General features: G+C 71.9%; 14 protein-coding genes and 1 pseudogene. 3 read left to right on the top strand and 12 right to left on the bottom strand.

From position 1 onward, the window contains the following. The first annotated feature begins 225 nt into the window (after positions 1–225). On the top strand, positions 226–1,530 hold the full coding sequence (locus ABZ215_RS23150; protein WP_354710652.1) for a helix-turn-helix domain-containing protein: 1,305 nt from the start codon (positions 226–228) through the stop codon (positions 1,528–1,530). A gap of 39 nt (positions 1,531–1,569) precedes the next feature. Here the strand turns inward: ABZ215_RS23150 and ABZ215_RS23145 are convergent, their stop codons facing one another. The 10 genes from ABZ215_RS23145 to ABZ215_RS23100 all read right to left on the bottom strand — a co-directional run bounded on the left by ABZ215_RS23145 (position 1,570) and on the right by ABZ215_RS23100 (position 11,325). After that, a complete protein-coding gene (locus tag ABZ215_RS23145; RefSeq protein WP_354951486.1) occupies positions 1,570–2,112 on the bottom strand; it encodes a hypothetical protein in 543 nt (180 codons plus the stop codon). 13 nt (positions 2,113–2,125) lie between these two features. After that, positions 2,126–3,178 carry an MlaD family protein gene (locus ABZ215_RS23140; protein WP_354951484.1) on the bottom strand — a complete coding sequence of 351 codons (1,053 nt, stop codon included), beginning with the start codon at positions 3,176–3,178 and terminating at the stop codon, positions 2,126–2,128. Continuing rightward, entirely contained in the window at positions 3,179–4,216 is a 1,038-nt protein-coding gene (locus ABZ215_RS23135) for an MCE family protein (protein ID WP_354951482.1), read from the bottom strand. Beyond that, positions 4,213–5,214 (bottom strand): MCE family protein, encoded by a 1,002-nt coding sequence (locus ABZ215_RS23130; RefSeq protein ID WP_354951480.1) that lies wholly within the window; start codon positions 5,212–5,214, stop codon positions 4,213–4,215. Before ABZ215_RS23130 ends, ABZ215_RS23135 begins: the two co-directional genes overlap by 4 nt. Beyond that, a complete protein-coding gene (locus ABZ215_RS23125; protein ID WP_354951478.1) occupies positions 5,214–6,206 on the bottom strand; it encodes an MCE family protein in 993 nt (330 codons plus the stop codon). The genes ABZ215_RS23130 and ABZ215_RS23125 overlap by 1 nt, the downstream gene beginning before the upstream one ends. Next, positions 6,203–7,207 carry an MCE family protein gene (locus tag ABZ215_RS23120; protein ID WP_354951476.1) on the bottom strand — a complete coding sequence of 335 codons (1,005 nt, stop codon included), beginning with the start codon at positions 7,205–7,207 and terminating at the stop codon, positions 6,203–6,205. Before ABZ215_RS23120 ends, ABZ215_RS23125 begins: the two co-directional genes overlap by 4 nt. Next, entirely contained in the window at positions 7,204–8,385 is a 1,182-nt protein-coding gene (locus ABZ215_RS23115; RefSeq protein WP_354951474.1) for an MCE family protein, read from the bottom strand. The genes ABZ215_RS23120 and ABZ215_RS23115 overlap by 4 nt, the downstream gene beginning before the upstream one ends. Continuing rightward, complete coding sequence (locus tag ABZ215_RS23110; RefSeq protein WP_051123663.1) at positions 8,382–9,176, bottom strand: ABC transporter permease; 795 nt, start codon at positions 9,174–9,176, stop codon at positions 8,382–8,384. The genes ABZ215_RS23115 and ABZ215_RS23110 overlap by 4 nt, the downstream gene beginning before the upstream one ends. Positions 9,177–9,213: 37 nt before the next feature. After that, on the bottom strand, positions 9,214–9,996 hold the full coding sequence (locus ABZ215_RS23105; protein ID WP_020422574.1) for an ABC transporter permease: 783 nt from the start codon (positions 9,994–9,996) through the stop codon (positions 9,214–9,216). 135 nt (positions 9,997–10,131) lie between these two features. Further along, complete coding sequence (locus ABZ215_RS23100; RefSeq protein WP_354951472.1) at positions 10,132–11,325, bottom strand: DUF6801 domain-containing protein; 1,194 nt, start codon at positions 11,323–11,325, stop codon at positions 10,132–10,134. A gap of 217 nt (positions 11,326–11,542) precedes the next feature. On the opposite strand from ABZ215_RS23100, the pseudogene ABZ215_RS23095 reads away from it, so the two are divergent. Continuing rightward, positions 11,543–11,896, top strand: a pseudogene (locus tag ABZ215_RS23095) (GtrA family protein); the annotation flags it as partial. A 41-nt stretch (positions 11,897–11,937) separates the two neighbouring features. On the opposite strand, the gene ABZ215_RS23090 reads toward ABZ215_RS23095, so the two are convergent. Beyond that, complete coding sequence (locus ABZ215_RS23090) at positions 11,938–14,010, bottom strand: AMP-binding protein (protein ID WP_354951470.1); 2,073 nt, start codon at positions 14,008–14,010, stop codon at positions 11,938–11,940. Positions 14,011–14,374: 364 nt separating this feature from the next. Here ABZ215_RS23090 and ABZ215_RS23085 point away from each other — a divergent pair, with 364 nt between their 5' ends. After that, the gene (locus ABZ215_RS23085; RefSeq protein ID WP_237339626.1) at positions 14,375–15,652 is read left to right on the top strand and encodes a DUF6801 domain-containing protein; all 1,278 of its coding nucleotides are present in this window, start codon (positions 14,375–14,377) and stop codon (positions 15,650–15,652) included. 69 nt (positions 15,653–15,721) lie between these two features. Here ABZ215_RS23085 and ABZ215_RS23080 read toward each other — a convergent pair whose 3' ends face one another. Then, a complete protein-coding gene (locus ABZ215_RS23080; protein ID WP_354951468.1) occupies positions 15,722–16,720 on the bottom strand; it encodes an LLM class flavin-dependent oxidoreductase in 999 nt (332 codons plus the stop codon).

The following is a 16,720-nucleotide window of genomic DNA, read 5'->3' as shown; positions in this document are numbered from 1 at the left end:
TTGTCACGTGGGTGAGGAAAACCGGAAGGCGGGCACTCACCGGGGCGAGGTGCGCTGGTCCGATCGCGCGGTCCGGTTGCTCCGCTCACGCAAGAGATCCTTGCCAAGCACCGGGCGTGGTGCGATGTTGTTCCTCCCGACAAGTGAAATCGAGGTTACCCGGACGACCGAATCGATCGGCTGCGAGGGCAGCGCCGCCAATTTTCGTTGCGATCAGAGGTAATCATGACGACCGATGCCGGTTACCGGCACGGGAACACCGTGCGGAAGAACGCCTCCCGAAGACCGCCCCGCGCGCCGGGACTTCCCCCGCGCCAGCGCCAGAACGCGCCGGACGTGACTGCCGGCATCGGACGCGCCAGCAGGCTGTGGGCCTCGCTGCCCCGTGAGCTGGCGAAGGCGTTCCGGCCGCACGCCGACGCCATGACGGCCGAGATCCTGCGGGAGATCCAGCTCGCGGTGCCCGAGTACGCGCGGCCGCTGGAAGGCCCGTTCGGGCGCACCATCGTGCGCAGCATCCAGCAGGCGGTCCGGCACTGCATGGACAACCTGGGCAACCCGGCCGCGCCGCAGGAGGCGTGGATCGGCGTGTTCCGGCACCTGGGCAAGGTCGAGTTCAGCGAGGGCCGGACGCTGGACCAGCTGCAGACCGCCTACCGCGTCGGCGGGCGGGTGGCGTGGCGGTATGTCGCGTCGGTGAGCCAGTCGCTGGGCCTGTCGACGGATTTCCTGTGCGTGGGGGCGGAGGCGATCTTCGCCTACGTCGACGAGATCTCGGCGCTGTCGCTGCAGGGTTACGCGGCCGCGCAGAAGCGGGCCGCGGGCACCCGGGCGCGGCAGCGGCGGCAGTTGCTGGAGCTGATCCTGGCCGACCCGCCCGCGTCGCCGGCGGCGATCGCCCGTCTGGCCGCGACGGCCGGGTGGCGGCTGCCGGAACGGGTGGTGGCGGTGGCCCTGGAACCCCGCGCCGACCAGCACCACCGCGAGCCGCCGTCGCTGGACAGCGAGGTGCTCATGGACCTGGAGGGACCGCAGCCGTGCCTGCTGGCCGATCCGCAGCTGGTCACGGCCGGGTCGCTGGAGCCGGCGCTGGCCGGGTGGCGCGCGGTGATCGGGCCCGAGGTGAAGCTGGGCGACGCGGCGATGTCGCTGCGCTGGGCGCGCCGCACGGTGGACCTGGCGCGCCGCGGCGTGATCGACGCGCCGCCGCTCGCGCGCGCGACCGACCACCTGGCGACGTTGTGGCTGCTGTCGGACGAGTTCCTGGTGAAGGAGCTGATCCGGCGGTGCCTCGCGCCGCTGGCCGGGCTGACCGACAAGCAGCGGACCCGGCTGGGCCAGACGCTGCTCGCCTGGCTGCAGTCCAGCGGAACCGCGCCGGACATGGCGGACCGGCTGGGTGTGCACCCGCAGACCGTGCGGTACCGGATGCGGCAGCTGGAGGAGTTGTTCGGGGAGCGGCTCAACGATCCGGAGAGCCGGTCGGACCTGGAGATCGCCCTGCGGGCCGCCCAGTTGCTGGACAAGTAGCCCGGGTGCCCGTCGCGGCGGACACCCGGGGCCGCCGGGTCACGCGCCTTCGAGTGCCTGGCAGGTCGGCGCCTTCTGGAAGGCCTTGGCCAGTTCCGGGTTGTCGGTGAGGTCCTTGGTCGGGCCTTCGGTGGTGTTGCCCAGTTTGGCGAAGGCGTCGCTGGCGCCGCGGACCGCTTGCTCGAACGTCGCCTGGTCGCTGACCGGGGCGGACGCCAGCGCCGCGCGGGCCTCGTCGACCGAGGCCTTCGTCGTGTTCAGGGTTTCCATCGCGCGCTGCACGGTGGCCTGGCCGTCGGTCACCGGGGGCGGGCCCTCGCGGGTGATGCCGTCGCCGAGGTCGGTCAGCGCCTGCGACAGCGACGCCAGGTAGGTGACCAGGCCCTCCCGCGCCTTGGTCACGTCCGAGGCGTCCACGCCAGGCAGCTGCGACAGCTTCGTGCCGCCGTCGCGGACGACCGCGCACACGTGGTCGGACCAGGTGATCGCGGCGGCGTTCTCCTCCGGCACGGCCTTGTCCTGCCCGCAGCCGGCGAGCACCGCCAGACCGGCCAGCGCGCCGGCGACCAACACAGCTCTCACCAGAACCATCTCCTCAGCGTCGGCACCCGGCCGCCGTGTTCAGCGGCGCGGGTGTGGTGTCGAGGCCGTTGCGGTACCGGGTGCCTTCGTACCCGGCGGTGCACGGCAGCGGATCGAAGAACGTCGTGGCCAGGCCGAAGCCCGCGGAGTCGCCCGCGATGACCGTGCTGCCCGCCTCGATCGCCGTCGGCGCGGCCACCAGCAGCTGCTCGACCCCGTCGCGGTGAGCGAGCAGCACCTGGGAGGTCGTGAGCAGGTTGGCCAGCAGAGTGGTCAGGTTCGGGCCGGTCTCCCGCAGCAGCCCGCTGATCTGCCCGGCGGCGGGCGGCGCAGTGGACAGGATCGTCGACAGGTCCGCGTCGGAGTCGCGCAGCATCGCGGCGATGCGCTTGGCGTCCGCGCCGAACGCGGTGATCGCGCCGGAGTTCTCGATCTGCGTGGTCAGCACGGTGTCGGCGTCGGTGATGAGCTGGATCGTCTGCGGCAGGTGCTCCGCGGCGGACTGCGTGAACGCGGACGTCGCGTCGAGCAGCGCCTGCAGGCTCGGGCCGGTGTCCAGCGTCGCGTCGTACAGCTCGTCCACCACCGACCGCAGCGCGTCCCGCGGCACCGACGCGACCAGCCGGTCCAGGTTCAGCACCAGCTGCTCGTTCGGCAAGGGCAACCGCGTACGGGACAACGCGATCACCGAGCCCTCGGCCAGCACCGGGCCGCCGGAGCTGCGTGGCCGCAGGTCGACGTACTGCTCCCCCACCGCCGACCGGTTCGTCACCACCGCCTCGACGTCCGCGGGCACCGGCGGGGCGCCGTCGTCGATCCGCAGGTCGGCCTCCAGCCCGGAGTCGGTGAGCCGCAGCTCGCCGACGCAGCCGATCGGCACGCCGTTGTAGGTGACCTCCGCATTGGTGAAAATGCCGCCGGAGTCGGCCAGCTCGACGCGCACCACGTACCCGCCGCCGCCGAAGAGCCGGTCCAGCCCGGCGTAGCGGGCGCCGACGTAGGTGATCCCGGCCAGCGCGATCAACGCGAACACGATGACCTGCACGCGCACCTTGCGGGTCAGCATCTAGGAACCACCACCCAGCGGGAGCGGCGCGGACTGCGGGCTCGTGCCCGAAGTCTGGTTGCCTGAGGTTTGGGCGTCGAAGTCCAGGAACAGGTTGAGGTAGTCGCCCTTGATCGCGTCGAGCGCGGCGTCCGGGAACGGGAACGTCAGCAGCATCTCCATCGCCTCCGGCAGCTGCTGCCCGGCCACGGTGAGCTGCCGCAGCGTCGGCTCCAGCGCCCGCAGGTCCGCGATCAGGTCGTCCTTGCTGCGGTTCACGGTGTCGACCGCGACGCCGGACAGGTGGTCCAGCGAGGTGAGCATGGTGACCAGCTGCTCGCGCTGCCGGGCCAGCACGTCGATGCCGGGCGTGAGGTCGTCCAGCACCCCGGTGATCTGGTCCTTGCGGGCGGACAGCGACGCGGAAAGCCGGTCGATCCCGTTGAGCGCCCTGGTGATCTCGCCGCGGTGCTGGTCCAGCCCGGCGACGAAGGTGTTCACCTCGGTCAGCAGGTCGCGGATCTCCGCCTCGTTGCCGCCCAGCGCGGCGTTCAGCTCGCGGCTGATCTGCTGCACCTGGCCGACGCCGCCGCCGTTGAGCAGCATCGACAGCGCGCCGAGCACCTCCTCGACCTGCGGGTTGCGGTTGGTGCGCTCGACCGGGATGCGGGCGCCGTCGGCGAGGGCGCCCTGCGGTTCGCCAACCGCGGGCGGCCCCAGCTCGACGAACTTCTCGCCGAGCAGGCTGCTCTGCCGCAGCCACGCCTCCGCGTTCGCCGGCAGCCGCACCGAGCCGTTGACCAGCAGCGTGACCTGCGCGGTGCGGCCGTCGGCGGACAGGTCGATCCGCTCGACGCGGCCGACCGGCACGTCGTCGACCTGGACGGCGGACTGGGGCACCAGGTCGAGCACGTCCCGGAAGCCGACGACGACCCGGTACGGGTGATCGCCGAGGTCCGCGCCGCCGGGCAGCGGCGTGTCGTAGAGGCCGCCGAACGAGCAGCCGGTCAGCAGCGCCAGCGCGGCCAGCAGGGCCGCGGCCAGTGGGGTGCGCTTCATCGGCCGCCTCCCAGCGGCAGGACCGGGCCCATGCTGAACTCGTTGAGGTCGGCCCGGCTGTAGATCGTGGAGTTCGCCGGGTCGTAGGCGGCGAGCAGCCGGTTCAACGCATCCGGCGCCGTGGTCAGCGCCTCGGACAGGGATGCGCGCTGGTTCGCCAGCACCTGGGCCGTGCCCATCAGCTTGTCCACATTGGACTTGATCCGGCCGCGGTTGTCCCGGACGAACTGCTGGATCTGCCCGAGCGCGCCGGCCAGCTCGTCCAGCGACGCGCCGAAGACGTCGCGTTCCGAGGCGAGGAACGCCGACACCCGCGCGAGCAGGTCGGCCAGCCTGCCCACCTGGTCGTCGTTGTCGGCGAGCATCGTGGTGAACCGCTGCAGGTTGTCGACGGTGGCGAACAGGTCGTCGCGCGAGCCGCTCAGGGTGGTGGCGGCCTGGCCGAGCTGCCGGATCATCTCGCCGAGCTGCGCGCCGTTGCCGGTGAGGTCCTCCGCCGCGCTGCTGAGCAGGGCCGACAGCGCGCCGTCGCCGTTGGCGCCCTGCGGGCCGAGCGCGGTGGTCAGGCGGTCCAGGCTCGCGAACAGCTGGTCCAGCTCGACCGGCACGGCGGTGCGGGCCACCGGGATCACCGTGCCGTCGGCGATCTCCGGGCCGCCGCGGTAGACCGGCGCGAGCTGCATGTACCGGTCGCTGACCAGGCTCGGCGTCACGACCAGTGCGGCCGCGTCGGCGGGCACCCGGATGCCGCGGTCCACCGTGAACCCGACCTTCACCTGCTGCCCCTGCGGCTCGACGGTGTCGACCGTGCCGACCGGCACGCCGAGGATCCGCACCTCCGAGCCGGGGTAGATGCCGACGGCCGCGGTGAAGTACGCGGTGAGGTGCTTGCCGCGCCCGCTGTCGCGCACGACGATCACGATCGCGGTGGCCAGCGTCGCGATGATCACGACGAGCGCGCCCCAGCGCAGCCACCTGCCGATGCGGGACACCGCCATCAGCCGCCTCCTCCCGGTTTCGGTGGTATGCACGGACCGCCGTCCGCGGGGACGATCAGCCCGCAGAGGTAGGTGTCGATCCAGTTGCCGTTGCCGATCGCGTCGCCGAGCAGCCGGTAGAACGGGCCGGACAGGCTCAGGCTGCGGTCGAGCGTGTTCTGGTTGCGCTGCAGCACGTCCGTGACGCGGTCGAGCTGTTCGAGCGCGGGCTGCAGCTGCGCGTTGTTCTCGTCGATCAGCCCGCGCACCTGCTGCGAGAGGTCGCGGGTGCCGTGCAGCAGCTGGTCGAGCGCGGACCGGCGCTGGTCGAACTCGGTCAGCAGCACGTTCCCGTCGGTGATCAGGCGGGCGAGCTGGTCGGTGCGCTCGGCGACCGTGCCGCTCAGCTCCGCGGTGCCGCTGAGCAACTGCTTCAGCTGGGTGTCGCGCGAGGAAATCGTCTGCGACAACGCGGCCAGACCGTCCAAAGCGGACCGGACGTCCTGCGGGGTGGCGGCGTCGAAGGTCTGCGCGAGGGTGCGGAAGCTCGCCGCCAGCTGGTCGGTGTCCAGTTCGCCGGTGGTGCGGGCGAGGTCGGCGAAGGCGTCGTTGACGTCGTACGGCGTCACCGTGCGGTTGCGCGGGATCGGCTGGTTCGGGTCCTGTTCGCGCTCGCCGCGCGGGTCGAGCGCGAGGTTCTTGGCCCCCAGCAAGGTTTTGATCCGCACGGACACGGTGCTCTCGTCGCCGACCCACGTGTCGGTGACCCGGAAGGTGACCTTGACGTGGTCGCCGTCCAGCGCGACGCCGGTGACCTCGCCGACCTTCGCGCCCGCGACGCGCACCTCGTCCCCGCTCTTGAGGCCGGCGGCTTCGGTGAACTCCGCGGTGTAGGTGGTGCCGCCCAGCGCGGGCAGCCGGTCCCAGAACAGGGTGAGCCCGCCGAGCACGAGCATCAGGGCCAGCCCGGCGAGGCCGAGGCGGAAGGAGTTGCGCGAGCGGAACGACTTCATCGCCGGCACCTCGCCTCGGTCACGGGCACCCCGACCGGGCCGCCGCCGGGCGCCGGGGCGGCGTCGGAGTGCACCGAGCACAGGTAGAAGTTCAGCCACGAGCCGTAGGAGGCGATGCGGCCGATCGACTCGTACTTGACGGGCAGGTTGTTCAGGAACTTCTCGAACTCCGGTGTGTTGTCGCCCAAGGTCCTCGCCAGCTCCTCCAGCGCGTCGATGTCGCCCCGCAGCGGGTCCCGCGCGTCCCGCACGAGCCCGGCGGTGGCGGTGGTGAGGTCGCCGATGCCGTCGATCGCCTCGCCGATCGGCCCGGAGTTCGCGGCGAGCCCGGACACCAGCTGCTGGGTGGCGTCGAGCAGCTGCGCGAGCTGGCCGTCGCGGGCGTTGACGCGGTCGAGGACCTCGTTGAGGTTCGTGATCACCTGGCCGATCACCTGGTCCTGGTCGGCGAGCGAGGACGTCAGCGATGCCGTGTGCCGCAACAGGTCCGCGACGGTGCCGCCCTCGCCCTGCAGCACCTGCACGATCTCGCCGGCGAGCTGGTTGACGTCTTGCGGGGACAACGCCTGGAACAACGGCTTGAACCCGTTGAACACCGCGGTCAGGTCCAGCGCGGGCCGGGTGCGTTCGAGCGGGATCAACCCGCCCGGGTCCAGCCGTCCGGTGCCCGCGCCCTGGTCGAGCGTGATGTAGCGCTGGCCGATGAGGTTGCGGTACTTCACGGCCGCGGTGACCGTCGAGCTGAGCGCGCGGTCCTTGTCGACCTCGAAGGACACCTCGGCGATGCGGCTGTCGACGATCTCGATGCCGGTGACCTGCCCGATGCGCACGCCGGACATGCGGACGTCGTCGCCGGAGTTGAGCGAGGTGACATCGCTGAACCAGGCGCGATAAGTGACGGTGTCGCCGTCGCCGCGGTTGGCGATCGTGACGGCCAGCAGCCCGGTCGCGAGCACCGTGACGACCGCGAAGACCAGGCCCTTGATCAGCGGTCGGATCATTTCAGCGTCACCTCCGCGCCACGCAGCAGCGGGTTCATCAACAGCCCGCTCCAGCCGGGGATCTCGGACGGCCGCTCCCCCAGCACGGGGGCGAGCAGTTCGGCCAGGAACCGCTGCGCCGCCGGGGTGTCCGCCCCCGGCGCGGCCGACCCGGCCGTGGGACACCGCGGTCCGTCCGCCGCGGGCGGCGGGGCGCCGCCCGGTTTCGGCGGCCGCACCGTGAGGTCCACGTGCAGGCCGGGTTCGGCCGTGCCCACCCCCAGGGCCCGCTCGACGACCGGCTTCAACCGGGCGGCCGCGTCGGCCACGCACGGGATCTCCGGGCTGTATTCGGCGAGCAGGTCGAGCACCGGCCTGCTGTCCGCGGACAGGTCGACCAGTGTGTCGTCGTTGGCGTCGAGGAAGCCGTGGGCGTCGTCGCCGGCCGCGGTCACGGTGGTGAACAACGCGGCGAGGTCCTGCTGCTGCCGGGTCAGGGTGGTCGCGGTGGTGCGCAGGTCGGCCATCGCGTCCACCAGGTCCGGCGCGGCGGTGGAGTAGGTGTTCACCGTGTCGGCGAGCTTGGTGATCGCGGTGCGCAGCTCCGGCACCTCCGGGTTGAGCCGGCCCAGGTAGTCGCCGAGGGACACCAGGGTCGTGCCCAGTTCGGGGCCGCGGCCCTCCAACGCCTGCGACACCGCGCCGAGGGTGCTCGCGAGCTTCTGCGGCTGCACGGCCTGCAGCACCGGCAGCAGGTCGCGCAGCGCCTGCTCGACCTCGACCGCCTGGCTGCTGCGATCCTCCTGGATCACCGCACCGGCCGACAAGGCGCGCGGCGCGGGCGCGGGCGGGATCACCAGGCTGACGTACCGCTGGCCGAACAACGTCTTCGGCAGCAGCCGGGCGGACACGTTCGCCGGGATGTCGTCGATCCGGTCCGGGTCCATCGCCAGCTCCACGTCGACCCAGCCGGGTTTGACGTCGATCGAGCGCACCGACCCGACGAGCACCCCGCGGACCTTGACGTCGGCGTTCTCCTTCAGCTGGGTGCCCGCCCGCTCGGCGCGCAGCACCACCGGGACCGCGGAGCTGAACGCCTTGCTGTAGACGGCGACCGCGAACCAGCCCATGGCGCCGAGCAGTGCGATGAACACCAGGCCGAGCGCGCCGAACACCAGGCGCCTGCGCTGCTCGCTCATCCCGCCACCCGCACGGTCGTGGTGGCGCCCCAGATCGCCAGGCTGAGGAAGAAGTCGAGCACGCTGACCACGACGATCGAGGTGCGCACCGACCGTCCCACCGCGACGCCGACCCCGGCCGGGCCGCCGCCGGCGCGGTAGCCGTAGAAGCAGTGGGTGAGGATGATCGCGACGCTGAACACCATCACCTTCGCGAACGACCAGAGCACGTCCTCGGGCGGCAGGAACAGGCTGAAGTAGTGGTCGTAAGTGCCACCCGACTGGCCGTAGACCGTGACGGTGATCGTGCGGGCCGCCAGGTAGGAGGTGAGCAGCCCGATCACGTACAGCGGGATGATCGCGATGAACCCGGCGATGATCCGGGTCGTCACCAGGTAGGGCATGCTGCGCACGGCCATCACCTCGAGCGCGTCGATCTCCTCGGAGATGCGCATCGCGCCGAGCTGCGCGGTGAACCCGGAGCCGACGGTGGAGGACAACGCGAGCGCGGCGACCAGCGGGGCGATCTCGCGGGTGTTGAAGTAGGCCGAGAGGAACCCGGCGAACGCCGACGTGCCCAGCTGGTCGAGCGCGGAGAAACCCTGCAGGCCGACGACGGTGCCGGTGAACACGCACATGCCGACCATCACGCCGATGGTGCCGCCGATGACGGCGAGCGCGCCGCTGCCGAACGCGACCTCGGCGAGCAGGCGGACCACCTCGCGGCCGTAGCGGGTGAGGGTGCGCGGCGTCCAGGCGAGTGCGCGCAGGTAGAACGCGAGCTGGTCGCCGAGGCGCACCAGGCCGTTCATCGGGCGCTCGGGGTTCAGCAACCGGTGGGTCACTGGCTCAGGCTCCCTTCGCAGGCACGACGCGCAGGTAGATCACGCTGATCACGAAGTTCACGAAGAACAGCAGCAGGAACGTGATGACGACGGACTGGTTGACGACGTCGCCGACGCCCTTGGCGCCGCCCTTCGGGTTGAGGCCGCGGTAGGAGGCGACGAGCCCGGCGAGGAACCCGAAGATCACCGCCTTCACCTCGCCCACCCACAGGTCGGGCAGTTGCGCCAGCGCGGAGAAGCTGGCGAGGAACGCGCCCGGGGTGCCGCCCTGCAGCAGCACGTTGAACACGTAGCCGCCGGTGACGCCGACGAAGCTGACCATGCCGTTCAACAGGACGGCGACGGCCATCGCGGCGAGCACCCGCGGCACGACGAGCCGCTGGATCGGGGAGACGCCGAGGACCTCCATGGCGTCGATCTCCTCGCGGATGGTGCGGGAGCCGAGCTCCGCGCAGATGGCGGAGCCGCCGGCCCCGGCGACGACGAGGGTGGTGACGATCGGGCTGGCCTGCTGGATGACGGCGAGGACGCTGGCGGCGCCGTTGAACGACTCGGCGCCGAGCTGGCTGGTGAGGCCGCCGAGCTGGAGCGTGATGACGGCGCCGAACGGAATGCTGACGAGCGCGGCGGGCAGGATCGACACGCTCGCGACGAACCAGAACTGCTGCACGAACTCGCGAACCTGGAAGGGCCGCTTGAACATCGCGACGACGATGTCCAGCGCGAGGCCGAAGAGCTTGCCGAACTCGCCGACGGCATTGCGGGCGGCGGTGACGGGGGCGGTCATGTCAGGCCACCCGCCGTCGTGTTTGACGCCTCCGCCGTCGTGTTTGCCCCTCCGGGCACCGAGTTGGCCGAACGCGGCTCAGAGTTGGCCGGTGTGAGTTGCGGATCGAGGACCTCCGGCGGGGTGGCGGTCATCTCAGCCCACCCCCTGCGCGGTCAGCGTCGTGGTCATCTTGTTGCCCGGGCCGGAGATCAGGCCCGTCAGGAGCGGGTCCAGGTCCTCGCTCACGCCGCAGCCCGAGAACGCCGGGATGTCGAAAGTGGACTCCATCGTCGACTTGCTGCCGAGCAGCAGCGACGTCTGCCCCTTCATCGGGATCACCAGCGGCGCCACCGTGCGGCAGCCCGGCCCCACCGCGATCGGCACGCCGTCCTGCTTCACGTTGCTCACCACCAGGTTCACGCGGATCGTCATGTCGATCGTCGGCGTGAACAGGCCGCCGCTGATGTCCGCGGTGCCCGTCGCCTTGCCTTCCTGCGGCAGCTCGACGTCGCTGGTCACCGGCATGAACCGGAACGCCACGAAGTAGCTGCTCGACTTCGGCAGGTTCAGGTCGCCCTCGATGCGAATCGTGTTCGGCACGTCGCCGGTGAACAGGCCCGCGTCGAACGTGCCCTGCTCCAGCACCAGGTCCGAGCCCATCTTCGCGATGTGCGAGGTGCCGTCGACGAGGAACTTCGCCGTCAGCAACGGCGCCTCCGCCACCGCCGCCGCGACGTCGGGCACTGCGACGTCGGGCACCGAAGGCGCCGCGGGAGCCGTCACCGCCACCCGCGCCAGTTCCCCGTTCGCCGCCGGATCCACGGTGCAGGCCAGGTCGGCGTTCAACGTCTCGCCACGCACAACCAGCCGAGGAGCCAGCGAGGTGAGGGAGACCGTCACCGGACCGGCGCCGGCCGCGATCGGCGGAACCCGGCCCGGCAGCGTGATCCGCAGCTCGCCGTCGGCAGGGAGCGGGATCTCCGATGTGGACAGTCCGGTGACGGTCAGTTCCTGGGTGCCCGCCTGCTGGGCGACGCTCAGCTCCACCGCGGCGGACGCGTCCACCGAGGTGCCGCCCGAGTCGCGCAGCGCGTCAACGGCCGCCGCGGGCACGACGAGCGTCACGGCGGCGTCGGACACCGGCACGTTCGCGCCCTGCGCAACGGTTTCGGCGAACGTGGCGCTGAATGACACCGGCACTTCGGCCGGCCCGCCGGCCTGGCACGTGCTCGTGCCGCCGCGGGTCGCCGCGGTGGCGACGGCCGTCGTGGCGGGCGCCAGCGCGGCGGCCACGAGAGCCAGTCCCAGCGCGGCGACAGCGGCGCGACGTGACCGGGTTTGCGTCATCGAACCCTCCGGTAGCGGACCGCGAGGACGTTACCGGCGGGTCAACCAGCGCCACAACGCTTCCCGTTCGATCTTCCGCGCCGGCCGCTTTTCTTGTCACCGGGCTACGAAATACCGCTCGGCTGCCTGTCACCCCCCGGCGACAGAACCCGGTTCGGGGTGGGCGGAAACCGGTTGGTGCACTAGCGTTTCGCCATCCCGCGACGAGGAGGTGGCGATGCGACGGCGGCAGCTGTTCCGGTTCGCCACCGTCGGCGCCGCAACCTTCGTCCTGACCGCCGCGCTCAACTACGCGCTGAAACTGACCGTGCTGACGGGCAAACCGGTGACCGCGCTCGCGATCGCGACGGTCGTGGCCACCGCCGTTTCCTATGTCCTGTCCCGGGAATGGTCGTTCGACACGCGCGGCGGCCGCAACAAATCCGCCGAGGCCGCGTTGTTCTTCCTCGTGAACGCGCTCGCGGTCGGGCTGAACCTGGTGCCACCGCTGGTTTCCCGGTACGCGCTGGACCTGCGGGTGCCGGAGGTGCCGCTCGTGACCCAGGAGGCCGCCGACTTCGTCAGCGGCATGGTCGTCGGCACCCTGCTGGGTGCGGTGTTCCGATGGTGGGCCTACCGGAAGTGGGTGTTCCCGGCGGCCGGCGCCCACTCCTCCTCCAGCAGCAGCCGTTTGAGCACCTTGCCGGTCGGGGTGCGCGGCAGCTCGTCGACGAACACGACCTCCCGCGGGATCGCGAACCGCGCCACCCGGCGGCGCAGGTACGCGCGCACGATGTCCTCGTCGAGCCGGGCGCCCGGCCGCACGGTCACGAACGCCACCAGCCGCTGCCCGAACTCGTCGTCGGGCACGCCGACCACGGCCGCGTCGGCCACGCCGGGCAGCTCGGTGAGCGCCTCCTCCACCGGGCGCGGGAACACGTTCTCCCCGCCGGAGACGATCATGTCGTCGTCCCGGCCCGCGACGAACAACCGGCCGTCGGCGTCGAGGTAGCCGCGGTCGCCGGTGTCCATCAGCTCACGGCGGGTCGCCCGGCTGGTGCCGTCGGTGTAGCCATCGAAGAGCAGGTCGTTGCCCACGAAGATGGCGCCGACCGTGCCGGGCGGCACCGGTTCGCCCGCCGGGCCCAGCACCGCCAGTCGCGTGCCGAGCGGCGGGTACCCCGCGGTTGCGGGGGCGGCACGCAGGTCGGCCGGCGTCGCGACGGAGGCCGCGGACACCTCGGTCGAGCCGTAGAAGTTGTAGAGCACGTCGCCGAAGGCGTCCTGGAACGCGGTGACGAGCGAGGCGGGCAGTGCCGACCCGCTGCTGGCCACGATCCGCAGGCTGCTGGTGTCGTACCGCGCTCGCACCTCCTCGGGCAGCGCCATGATGCGCTGCAGCATCACCGGAACGGCGAACATCGCGGTGCACCGGTGCTCCTGGATCGCCCGCAGGCACGCCTCCGGGTCGAACCGGCGCTGCATCACCAGCGTCGCGCGCAGCGGCATGCCGACCTGCAGCGCGGACAGGCCCCAGCTGTGGAACAGCGGCGCGGCCATCAGGATCCGCTCCCCCGCCCGCAACGGGATCCGCGACAGCAGCGCCACCGCGGCGCCGAGGCCCTTCGGCGTGGGGCGCCGCGCGCCTTTCGGCGTGCCGGTGGTGCCCGAGGTGAGGACGACGATCGGCGCCGGCCGCTCCGGCGGGGCGAACTCGGCGTCCGGGGTGTCGGCGATGACCTCGGTCAGCGTCGGCTGCCCCGGCGGGCCGTCGTCGGCTCCGGTGAGCAGGACCGCGGTGAGCGGCAGCCCGGCGACCAGCGGCGCGAACTCGCCGTCGGCCACCAGCACGCGCACGTCGTGCCGGTCCACCGCGTGGGCGACCTGCGGCCGGGCGAGGCCGGTGTTGAGCAGCACGGTGCTCGCGCCGAGCCGTCCGCACGCCAGCAACGTCTTCACCATCGCGCTGTGGTTGCGCGCCATGATCGCCACGGTGCCGTGCGGGCCGACGCCGACCGCTTGCAGCGCGGCGGCGAGCCGGTTCGCTTCGGCGCTGAGCGCGGCGAACGTGGTGCGGGCGCCGTCCTCGTCGATCACCGCGACACCGCGGGGTGAGCGGGCGGCGGCCGCGGTGTAGCCGCCGGCGAGGGTGGCGCCCCACTGGACCAGCGCACGCAGCTGCCGGATCAGGCGGTCCGGCCGGGCCGGCGCCAGGATTCCCGCCGCGATCAGCGTGTTGGCGACCTGCCGGGTCGACGGGGCGCGGTCCGGCGGCCACGGGTCCGCGGTTCCCCGGAGGTGGCGGTCGATCCGTTCGAGACCGTCCTGCGCCCAGGACCGCACGTCGGCCGGCGCGGGCGCGCGGCCTGGGCTGGGCACGCCCGGGCGGAAGTAGATGACCTTGAGCCGGGTGCCCCGGGGATCCTCGAACAGGCGCACCGACAGGCAGCCGCCGGTGTCCGGCACCGTTTCCAGCACCAGCTGTTCCTCGCGGCGGCTCAGCAGCACCCGCATGTCGTGCTCGACCGGCCGCCCGCTCAACGTCAGCCGGATCCGGTAGCGCGGGTGGCGTCCGGTGGTGCCCGTCCGCTCGACCGACCCGACGCCCCGGAAGAAGCGGGGGTACAGTTCCGGCGAGCCGATCAGCGGCCACAGCGCCGCCCGCGGCTGGTCGGAGAACAGGTCGAACGTGACGCAGTCGGGCATCCGCGGAAAGTAAGCCTGGCCCCCCTCCCGGTCAAGGCCGGCCACACGTCCTTGGCACTCCCGCGCGGGCGGGACAGCCGTTTTTTGTCATCTCCGTGAGCGCTTCCGCCGGCGGCTGCCGAACATTGTCCGCGCCGTGCGGGTCGGACCGGCGCCGTCACATCGGCCGGTGACAACTTCCTTGGCCCGCAACGACTTTGTTCGCGCACATATTGCCAATGCCGACGCCGCGAAACTAGTTTACCCATCGGTAGCAACCAATTCCGATGACCACGGCGGCCGTTTTCCTTGCTGTCGCGTGGTTTTCGTATCACTGCCGATACACCGGAGGATAGGTGTGCGAACTAGAACCAGAATGAGAAGGATGGTCGCGGCGGCCGCGTCGGCGACCGTCGCGACCGGCGCGGCGCTCACGGCCGTGCTGGCCGGAGCCGGGACCAGTGCGGCCGATCCGGTCTCGCTGACCCTGAACTACAGCTGCCCGTTCCCGCTGATCGGTACCCAGACCCTGCAGATCGTGATCAGCGCGGACATCCCGACGACCGTGAACGTGGGTGAGCCGACCCCGGCCTTCACGGTCACCGCCGTCGCGACCGTCCCGCCGACCGCGACGCAGGGCCTGACCCTCGTCGGGGCGGCCACGGTCGAGGGCTCCGCACAGGCGAGCTCGACCGTGACGGCGCCGGAGGCCACCATCCCGGTGACCGTGCCGGCGACGATCCCGGTGACCCCGGTGCCCGCGTCGGGCTCGTTCGACACGGTGGCCACCGGTGACGCGCCGTCCCTGACCTTCACCCAGGCCGGGCAGGCGACGATCACCGTCGGCGACATCCTGCTGACCCTGCACCCGAAGCGCGCCGACGGCACCGACACCGGGCTGGGCGTCTTCGACTCGCAGTGCACGCAGGTGGCCGGCCAGAACAACACGCTCGCCACCATCACGATCAACGGCGGCACGACGACCGAGCCGACCACCACCGAGCCGACGACGACGGAACCGACCACCACGGAACCCACCACCACCGAGCCCACAACGACAGAGCCCACGACCACCGAACCGACCACGACAGAGCCCACGACCACCGAGCCCAGCACGACCGAGCCGACGACCACCACCAGCAACCCGCCGACCGGGATCGACTACAGCTACGCCCTCGAAGGCGATTCGGTGGTCAAGAAGCTCAACGCCACGGTGCCGCTGTCCGGCGGTATCGACGCGAACCTCGACCTGGCGACCGGGAACTTCACGGCCGACCTGTCGCTGGAGCCGTCGAAGCTGAAGGCCACGCTGTTCCACTTCATCCCGATCACCGCGAAGGTGGCCTTCGAACAGGAGGGCAAGACGACCGGGACGCTGGCGGGCGGTGTGCTGAACTCCACCAGCCACACCACCATCAAGCTGCCCAGCGTGAAGGTCTTCGGCTTCCCGATCAGCAAGTCGCCGAAGTGCCAGAGCTCGGAGCCGTCGGAGATCAACCTTACCTCCGGCCCCGGGTTCGACCCGCTGGCGGGCGGTGACCTCAGCGGCACCTACGCGATCGCGCCGCTGGAGAACTGCGGTCCGCTGACCGGGCTGATCAGCCCGCTGGCGACCGGCCCCGGCAACACGATCGACGTCACCCTGTCCCCCAAGGAGTCCTGACCCGCTGACGGAAACGGGCCCGCTCCCCCGATCGCCGGGGAACGGGCCCGTTCTCCGTTGCCAGCGAGCTCAGCGGAGCAGCGGCAGGACCTCCGCGCCGAGCCGCGTCACGTTGGTCAGCACTCGCTCCCGCGCGCCGGCGCCCTCGACGAACAGGATCGTGTGCGCGATGCCCGTCCGCTCCGCCGCCGCGGCCAGCCGGTCGGCGCACGCGCGGGGGCCGCCGACCGGGTGCAGCCGGCACAGCAGCTCCGTGTACTCCGCCGCGTCACGCGGGCGGTACGGTCGGCCGTCCACGGGCACATACCCGGCCAGCCCCTCCCGCAGCCAGCCCGGCATCGACGCGCGCAGCTCGGCCTCCGCGGCCGCGCGGGAGTCGCTCACCTGCGCCAGCACCGCCGAGACGTGCGGCGCCGACGGGTCCTGCCCGGCCGCGGCCGCCGCCTTCCCGTAGTGGGCCACCATCGCGGCCTTCTCCTCGTCGCCGATGTGCATCCCCAGCAGCATCGGCAGCCCGCGCGCGGCCGCCAGCTCCACCGTCTCCCGCGACGTGCACGCCACGGTCACCGGCGGCAGCGACACCGGCCGCGGCACCACCGGCACCTCGCGGAACGCGAAGAACTCGCCCGCGGCGCCCACCGCAGCCGAGGAAAGCGCTTGCACCAGCAGATCCAGGCCCTCGGCGAACCCCCGCTCGTACCGGTCCAGCCCGGTGCCGAAGACCTCGAGGTCCACCCACGGCCCGCCGCGCCCGACCCCGAGCCGGAACCGCCCGCCGGACACCCGGTCCAGCATCGCGGCCTGCTCGGCCAGCGCGACGGGGTGGGCGCTCGACAGCACGCTCACCGCCGTCCCCACCGTGATCCGCCGCGTCCGGCCCAGCGCGTGCGCGGCGAACGTCACCGCCGACGGGCACACCCCGTAGGACATGAAGTGGTGCTCGGCGATCCACGCGTCGTCGAACCCGGCCGCCTCCGCCCGCTCGACCACGTCCAGCGACCGCGCGAGCGCCTCCCCGTCGTCCTGTCCCGGAAACCGCCCGGCGAGGACGAAAACCCCGAACCGCAT

It is taken from the genome of Amycolatopsis sp. NPDC006131 (genome assembly GCF_040614175.1).
In the GTDB taxonomy this organism is placed as follows: domain Bacteria; phylum Actinomycetota; class Actinomycetes; order Mycobacteriales; family Pseudonocardiaceae; genus Amycolatopsis_E; species Amycolatopsis_E tucumanensis.
This window is presented reverse-complemented; position numbering and strand designations above follow the sequence as displayed.

Bases quoted from the DNA above. Each gene is read 5' to 3' on its own strand.
- ABZ215_RS23140 (WP_354951484.1), bottom strand. From the start codon at position 3,178: ATGCTGACCCGCAAGGTGCGCGTGCAGGTCATCGTGTTCGCGTTGATC.
- ABZ215_RS23085 (WP_237339626.1), top strand. From the start codon at position 14,375: ATGGTCGCGGCGGCCGCGTCGGCGACCGTCGCGACCGGCGCGGCGCTC.
- ABZ215_RS23115 (WP_354951474.1), bottom strand. From the start codon at position 8,385: ATGAGCGAGCAGCGCAGGCGCCTGGTGTTCGGCGCGCTCGGCCTGGTG.
- ABZ215_RS23105 (WP_020422574.1), bottom strand. From the start codon at position 9,996: ATGACCGCCCCCGTCACCGCCGCCCGCAATGCCGTCGGCGAGTTCGGC.
- ABZ215_RS23130 (WP_354951480.1), bottom strand. From the start codon at position 5,214: ATGGCGGTGTCCCGCATCGGCAGGTGGCTGCGCTGGGGCGCGCTCGTC.
- ABZ215_RS23100 (WP_354951472.1), bottom strand. From the start codon at position 11,325: ATGACGCAAACCCGGTCACGTCGCGCCGCTGTCGCCGCGCTGGGACTG.
- ABZ215_RS23080 (WP_354951468.1), bottom strand. From the start codon at position 16,720: ATGCGGTTCGGGGTTTTCGTCCTCGCCGGGCGGTTTCCGGGACAGGAC.
- ABZ215_RS23150 (WP_354710652.1), top strand. From the start codon at position 226: ATGACGACCGATGCCGGTTACCGGCACGGGAACACCGTGCGGAAGAAC.
- ABZ215_RS23125 (WP_354951478.1), bottom strand. From the start codon at position 6,206: ATGAAGTCGTTCCGCTCGCGCAACTCCTTCCGCCTCGGCCTCGCCGGG.
- ABZ215_RS23090 (WP_354951470.1), bottom strand. From the start codon at position 14,010: ATGCCCGACTGCGTCACGTTCGACCTGTTCTCCGACCAGCCGCGGGCG.
- ABZ215_RS23135 (WP_354951482.1), bottom strand. From the start codon at position 4,216: ATGAAGCGCACCCCACTGGCCGCGGCCCTGCTGGCCGCGCTGGCGCTG.
- ABZ215_RS23110 (WP_051123663.1), bottom strand. From the start codon at position 9,176: ATGAACGGCCTGGTGCGCCTCGGCGACCAGCTCGCGTTCTACCTGCGC.
- ABZ215_RS23120 (WP_354951476.1), bottom strand. From the start codon at position 7,207: ATGATCCGACCGCTGATCAAGGGCCTGGTCTTCGCGGTCGTCACGGTG.